This is a genomic window from Nitrospirota bacterium (assembly GCA_035516965.1).
In the GTDB taxonomy this organism is placed as follows: domain Bacteria; phylum Nitrospirota; class UBA9217; order UBA9217; family UBA9217; genus MHEA01.
This window is the reverse complement of sequence record DATIZR010000038.1, coordinates 1-7,049: the sequence shown is the minus strand read 5'-3', so window position 1 is coordinate 7,049 and position 7,049 is coordinate 1. Positions and strand designations below refer to the sequence as shown.

The window sequence follows — 7,049 nt, the reverse complement described above, 5'->3', positions numbered from 1 at the left end:
GTCTCCGCATCGGCCAGCCTTGCCTGGGCCTTGCTGCGGGAATCGATGTACATCTTGGCCATGCTGATGTTTCCCACGATCGCCGTGAGCAGGTTGTTGAAATCGTGGGCAAGGCCGCCGGCGAGCAGGCCGACGGACTGGAGCTTCTCCGCCTTGATGACCTCCTCTTCCATGCGCCGCCTCTCGGTCACGTCCCGGAACACGAGCACGACGCCGACGATCCTGCTGTTCCGGTCCCGGATCGGCGCGGCGCTGTCCTCGATCACGATCCGCGAGCCGTCCCGCCTGATCAGCGCCGTGTGGTTCGCAAGGCCGCAGGGCTGGCCCGTCCCGATGACCTTTTCCGCCGGGTTCCCGCACCGCTCTCCGCTCTGTTCGTTCACGATATGGAAGACCTCGGAGAGTTGCCTGCCTACTGCCTCAGAAGCCGGCCAGCCCGTCTGCTGCTCCGCAACCTTGTTCAGCAGCGTGACGGACCCCTGCGTGTCGGTCACGATGACGCTGTCTCCGATGCTGCGCAGCGTCACGGCCAAACGCTCCTTCTCCTCGGCCAGTTTCTCCTCCCGTTCCTTCAAGGCGCGGCTCATTTCGTTGAATTGAGCGGACAGCTCGCCGATCTCGTCATTCGTGGTTACGGGGACCGCCTCGGGGAACTCGCCCTTCTGGTGCCTTGACGCGGACCGATGGAGGTCCAGGATGGGCCGCAGCACGTATTTTGCCATGAGTGCGTTCAGGAGGAGGACGGCGGCGATTGCCAGCAGAGCGGTCGCGAGCACGTTGAGGAGGATCGCCCGGGCGATCGCTTTTCTGAGCGATTCCGTCGAGACCTGGAGGCGGACGTATCCGACAAACAGATTCGGGACCCTGGCGTCATGAGGGTCGAGGAACACCGGGGCGTAGAGGTCGATCCAGGGGCCCGCGTTCACAGAGAAGTAGCCGTGCTCGTCCTTTTTCGCTGTCTCGAAAAAAGCGATAGCTTCCTGACGGGGGGGCGTATTGAGCTGATCAACGGGGACGGATGCGACGCCGAGCCACAAGGGGGAAAGGACCTGGATCAGGACGACGTCCTTCGCATGGACGATGTCCTCGACCTCTTTGATGAGGTCCAGGTTTTCGGCTGCGAGTCCTTCACTCACCGCCCTGGCAAGGGCCTCGGCCAAAGCAGCTCCGCGAGAGACCACCTGCCGTTCCATGCTTCTTTTCTCAACAGAGATGGTGAGCGCGGTGCTGATCAGGCTCGCGGCAACAACCACCGCAGCGGTAACAGCGGTTACCTTGGTCCTCAGGGAGATCGTCATCTTTTCATGTCAGCCAGCGACGGCATGCCGAAGGATGATATGAGTTTCTGGCCTTTCGGGCTCATCGCGTAATCCACGAACGCTCGGACCTCGGGCCGCGCGTCCTTCCTGATCACGATATACAGGGGCCTTTTGTAGGGATATTTTCCGGAAACGATGTTCTCCCGAGTGGGCGCAACGCCGTTCACCTTCAGCATCTTCACCTTTCGTTTGCGAGCGCTGCCGAAGCCGGTGCTGGCGAAGCATTCGGGCATTGTCTCCACCAGCTGCTCCCAGATGGCCGCGGAGGACGCCTGCATCGTCGAATTTTTCTGGGGCAGGGGCCGTTTCCCGTTCAGCACGTATTTTTCGAGGGCCTCGCCGATGCCGCTGGAACCCTTTGGCGTCGTGATGACCGAGATGAGGCTCAGGTCGGGACCGCCCAGCTGTTTCCAGTTGTCGATCCTGCCTTCATAAATGTCACGGACCTGCTGCGGGGTGATCGAGTTGACGGGGTTGGACAGGTGGACGATGAACACGAGGGCGTCCCAGGAGGCAGTGATGTACTCGAAGTCCTTGGGATCGTCGGGGGCCTTTGACTGGCACGAGGCGGCGAAGTCCATCCTGCCCTCTTTGAGCTCGGTCAGGCCGCGGACGCTTCCGCCGCCGAGGACCAGCACCTTGACGCCCGTCTCACGCTCGTAGGCCTTGGCAAGGTCCGAGAGATAGCCGGGCATGCTTACCGAGCACCCGCTCCCCGTGATCGTGTCCGCGGCAAAGGAGGAGACGGGCATGAGCAGGAAGGAGAAAAAAAGGAGCAGCCACTGCCTGGTCACGATCGCGGTCATCATCCGTTTCCTCCCGGTCACGAGTGCTGGAATAGGCAGTATAGTAGCAGAAAAATACGAATGATTCAATACCGGTGTGACCGGCAGGCGGCAGCGCGCCATCGCCGCCAGGCCTATCCCGGGTGCACCCGGTCCGCAGCGCCGGTTTTGAACCAGGCCATCATGCTCCGGGTCTCGATTGACAGCTGCGACAGGGCGTGGGCCGCCTGCTGGATCTCGTGCGTGGCCTCCGAGGATTGTTCCACGACCCCGGAAATGGTGGTCATGTTCCGGGTGATCTCCTCCGCGGTCGCGGACTGCTCCTCCGTCGCGGCCGCGATCCGCTGCACCATGTCCATCACCTGCATCGAGTCCTTCACGATCGTGTCGAGCGACTGGCTGGCCGAACGGGCGAGTTCCAGGCCCTTTTCGACTTCATCGTTGCCCTTCTTGATCATGACCAGCGAGCGGTCAGCCTCGCTCTGAATGGTGCATATCTTTTGTTCGATGTCCTTGGTGGCGTTCGTGGTCCTGTCGGCGAGCTTCCGCACCTCGTCGGCAACAACGGCAAAGCCCCTGCCCTGTTCGCCGGCCCGCGCCGCCTCGATCGCCGCGTTCAACGCCAGCAGGTTAGTCTGGTCCGCGATGGTGTGGATCAGGCTGACGATCTCGCCGATCTGACCGGAACTCCTGCTGAGGGCCTCGATGGTCTGCGACGCCTCCCTGACCGTGTCCGTGAGCGATGCGAGCCGTTCGGCCGTCAGCTCAACGATCTCCTTGCCGCCGGCCGCGGCCCGGGAGGAGTTTTTTGCAGCATCGGCCGCCTGGGCGGCGTTCTGCGCCACGTCGGTCACGGTCTGGGACATCTGGTTCGTGGCAGCCGTCACCTCTTTTGCCTGGCTTGCCTGCTGGGCCGCGCCGCGGCTCAGGTTCTCGGCAGTGGCCGAGAGCTTCTCGGAAGAGGCGGAAAGGTCCGTGATGCTCAGCTTGAGGCGGCCGACGGTGTCCCCCACCTTAGCCACCATGGTCGCAAAACTCTCCATCATAACGCCGATCTCGTCACTGCCGCGGCCGCGGTGCGCGCCGTTCGACGTGAAGTCGCCCTGCGCCATGTGACGGGACCGGTCGGATACGAGCACGACGGGAGCGACAATGGTTCTCGAGAAGAACAGGGCCAGAGCGCAGAAAAAGAGGATAAAGAGAATGCTCCCGACGATGTACGCCCCCTGGACGAGGTTCGATTCCCGCTTGATCTTCGCGACCATGCCCGGCACATCGGCCCGGACATGGTCGACGGCCTTCTTGGTCTCGGTGGCAAATATCGTGTAGCGCTCGGCCTGGATGCCCAGCGCCAGCGCCATGGCCTCCTTGATCCTTCCGGCCATGACCGCGGGGATCAGGTCCTGGTCACGGGTGGCCCTGAACGCGGTCCACGCCTCGCGCGCCGTCTTGATGTTCGCCGCGGCTTCGGGCTGGCCGGCGGTCGCCACCCGGCCTTCTATCACGTCGAATAGCTCCTCGATGCGGGAGGAAAGTTCGTTGATCTCCTCGCGCAGCGACTGCCGCCGGTCATTGCCGTCCTCGATGATCAGGTTCAGCAGTGCCGCCCGGACGAAGGAGAGATTCGTCCGCAGCTTGGCGATGTTGTCGGCGATCAGCATGTTCAGCTCGATCTCTCCGTAGGCCTTTCCCCCGACCTGCACCCGGGAAAAGGACACCAGCCCGACCGTAACGCCGAACAGGATTGCCACGATCGAGATGCCGAAGACCAGGTACAGTTTCTTCTTGAGCGGCAGGTTATAGATTATGTCTTTTATCATGATGTTACCCGCTTCCTCTACCTGCGGTGGAACTACGTGGCGGAGAGACACTCATTTCTCATGTCTCCAAAGCAGCCGGTTATCCGCGATGAGTAGGTTTTCATGCCTTATGAGCTCCTTCTGCCGACTACGCCACCTTGTTCCCGCCGAACACGGCGGTGTGCTCCGCCTCATCGAGCAACCGGTCCATATCGAGCAGGATCACCAGCCCTTCGTCCAGCTTTGCGATACCCGCGATGAACTCCCTGCTCACGCTTGACGAGACCGGCGGCGGCGGCTCGACCACGTCCCGGAGTATCCGGAGAACATCCGAGACCGAATCGACGATGATGCCCATGATCACGCCCCGGATGTCCATGATAACGATCTTGGACGCCCCGTTGGCGCCGGCTTCCGCAAAGCCGAATTTCCTGCCGAGATTCAGCACGGGAATGACCTTGCCCCGAAGATTGATGGCGCCCTCGAGAAACGGCGGGGCGTTGGGGATCGTGGTGATCTCCTTCATGTTGTTGATCTCCTGCACCTTCAGGATATCAACGGCATACTTCTGCTTGTTCAGCTTGAAGGTTACCAGCTGAAGCATTTCTGCGTGTACTGCTGTCGTCTGCATTGACACACCTCCTGTATCCGGAACCGGGCAGGTCACGGTTTTATCGAGTCTCTCATGTTCATTTCTATGCGTCCCCGCCAGCGGATTGCACGATCCGTCTGTTCAGGTAGGGACCGTATTTTCTGTCAACGCCCTGAATGTGCGAAACGAGCCAGTTCTTTAGAAATTCCATGAATTCCACGGCAGCGGTCCCCCTGCCTTCCTGCATCCTGTGCACGTATTCGAGCACCTTGTTCGTGAGCGCGACGTGCTTCGCCTTGTGGTCGACGTAGCCCGGGTACCTGTGCTTCTGCATCAGGGCCTCCTCGTTTGAAAAATGCTGCGTTGTATAATCCACGAGGCGGGGGAGAATGGTATCGACTGCCTCTCTGCCCCGGCCCGACTTCAAAGCATCGTACATGTCGTTGATGATGCCGATCAGTATCTTGTGCTGCTCGTCGAGCTCGGGGACCTTCACACTGAGCGTGCTGCTCCAGGGGATCAATCTGTTCGAGAAGCCGCCGGGCGATGGCACCGCCGGTGGGGGAGCCGCACCGCGCGCAGGTTCTGCGTTTGCCGCGGAGATGGCCGGGGAGAAGGAGTGAGAAGAGGCTTGCTCCGGCTGCGGAGCCGGGGATGCGCCTATTTTGAACCAGGAAGCCTCATCCTTCAGATTTGACGCGAGCCGTGCAAGGTCTGATGCGGAAACCTTGATCTCTTCCGTGGCAGTGGCCGATCGTTTGATGATGTCCGAAATGTGTTCCATGCTCCTCGTCACCTGCTCGGTGGCGGCAGACTGCTCTTCCGTGGCAACCGCGATCTGACGAACCATGTCCATGGCGTTCTGGGAAGCGCCCACAATGGTGTCGAGGGAAGAACTTGCCTGCCTGGCAAGTGCAACGCCCTTGTCCGCCTCGTCGCTGCCCCGCTTCATGGCATCCACCGATTCCGATGCCGCCTGCTGGATCGCCTCGATCCGCTGGGCAATGTCCTTCGTGGCCTGGCCGGTCCGCTCGGCAAGCTTCCTGACCTCATCGGCGACCACGGCGAAGCCCCGGCCCTGCTCGCCCGCCCGGGCAGCCTCGATGGCGGCGTTCAGGGCCAGAAGGTTCGTCTGGTCGGCAATCCCGTTAATCACGGCCACGATCTCACCGATCTGGGCCGAGCTCTTGCCCAACTCCTCGATGGTGCCCGCCGCGGCCTGGACGGTTTGGGCAATGCGGATCATGTCCTCGGCTGCGGAGTCCACGATCTGCTTGCCTTTCGTAGCCGTATCCGAAGCGCTCTTGCTTGCGTCCGCAGCCTCGGTGGCGTTCCTGGCCATGTCCATGATGGTCTGGGACACCTCGGTCATGGCCGTCACGACCTGATCGCTCTGAGACGACAGTTCCTGGGCGCCTTTGTTCATGTCGTCCGATGTGGCCGACAGCTCTTCGGAACTGGACGCGAGAGAGGCGGTCGCCGTGGATATGTGAGAAGCCGTCCGGCGCAGGTTCGTGATCGTGGTGCTCAGGCTGCGGTCGATTTCCCCGAATTCATCCTGCCGGTCTACACTGAGCGACATCGAAATGTCTCCGGACGCCATTTTGTCGATCACTTCGACCTCTTGGATCACCATTCTCATCAGATCGTGACGAACGAACCGGTTCAGCCCCCCTACCATTGCGGCAAAAACAATAAACAGGACGGCGAACCATTTCGCCCGCGTCCAGAAGGCGGAGTCCACGTCGTCGATATAGAGGCCTGACCCGAGGACCCAGCCCCAGGGTGCAAAGCCCTTGACAAAAGATATTTTTGGAACAGGCCTGTCAAAATTCGGTTTAGGCCAGAGGTAGTCAACATAGCCTTCGGAATGCTCCTTGACAACCCGGACGAACTCCAGGAACAGCTTCTTTCCCTGCGGGTCCTTTACGCCGGACAGATCCTGTCCGTTCATCTCGTATTTCACCGGGTGCATGAGCATCACGGGCCGCATGTCGTTGATCCAGAAGTACTCGTTTCCTCCGTAGCTTAGGGTCCTGACCGCGTCGATTGCCTGCCCCTGGGCCTCCGCCCGCGACAATTTGCCTTCGCTTTCCAGTGTCTCGTAGTGCTGGATCGTGCCGTACGCGGTTTCGACGACCTGTTTGATCAGTTGGCGTCTGTCCTCGAGCATGCTGCCCCGCAGCATGAGGAGAAGCGCAATAGTGACGGCTGCCAGGCCGATGAGAGATGCAAGGGAAATGAAGAGCAGCTTATGCCTGATCAATATGCGATGATGTTTTATCATATTCTCTGTCTCCTCGGGAGAGTGCAGGCGGTCCCAGTGTGAGGCTGCTTTGCGAAAGCCTTCCCTTATGCCCTAAAGAACGCGGTCATTTCCTTGAGTCCGGTGGCGAGCTTGGCGAGCTCGGCGGACGAGCCCTTGATCTGCGACGTCGAGGCCGAGGACTGCCGGGCGATGCCCGAGATGGACTCCATGTTCTGCGTCACCTGCTCCGTGGCGGCGGACTGCTCCTCCGTGGCCGCGGCGATCCGCTGCACCATGTCCATGGCA

At 60.9% G+C, this 7,049-nt stretch carries 6 protein-coding genes; all 6 read right to left on the bottom strand.

The genetic code is table 11. From position 1 onward, the window contains the following. A partial coding sequence (locus tag VL197_04510) for a PAS domain S-box protein (protein ID HUJ17235.1) occupies positions 1-1,298 on the bottom strand: 1,298 nt, incomplete at its 3' end. Next, the gene (locus VL197_04505; GenBank protein ID HUJ17234.1) at positions 1,295-2,128 is read right to left on the bottom strand and encodes a phosphate ABC transporter substrate-binding protein; all 834 of its coding nucleotides are present in this window, start codon (positions 2,126-2,128) and stop codon (positions 1,295-1,297) included. The genes VL197_04505 and VL197_04510, both read right to left, overlap by 4 nt. A 110-nt stretch (positions 2,129-2,238) precedes the next feature. Continuing rightward, positions 2,239-3,924, bottom strand: a complete 1,686-nt coding sequence (locus tag VL197_04500) for a methyl-accepting chemotaxis protein (GenBank protein ID HUJ17233.1) — start codon at positions 3,922-3,924, stop codon at positions 2,239-2,241. Positions 3,925-4,051: 127 nt separating this feature from the next. Then, the gene (locus VL197_04495) at positions 4,052-4,534 is read right to left on the bottom strand and encodes a chemotaxis protein CheW (protein HUJ17232.1); all 483 of its coding nucleotides are present in this window, start codon (positions 4,532-4,534) and stop codon (positions 4,052-4,054) included. Positions 4,535-4,598: 64 nt separating this feature from the next. Next, positions 4,599-6,782, bottom strand: a complete 2,184-nt coding sequence (locus tag VL197_04490; protein HUJ17231.1) for a bacteriohemerythrin — start codon at positions 6,780-6,782, stop codon at positions 4,599-4,601. Positions 6,783-6,847: 65 nt separating this feature from the next. Further along, the coding region (locus VL197_04485; GenBank protein ID HUJ17230.1) for a methyl-accepting chemotaxis protein at positions 6,848-7,049 on the bottom strand (202 nt) is incomplete at its 5' end.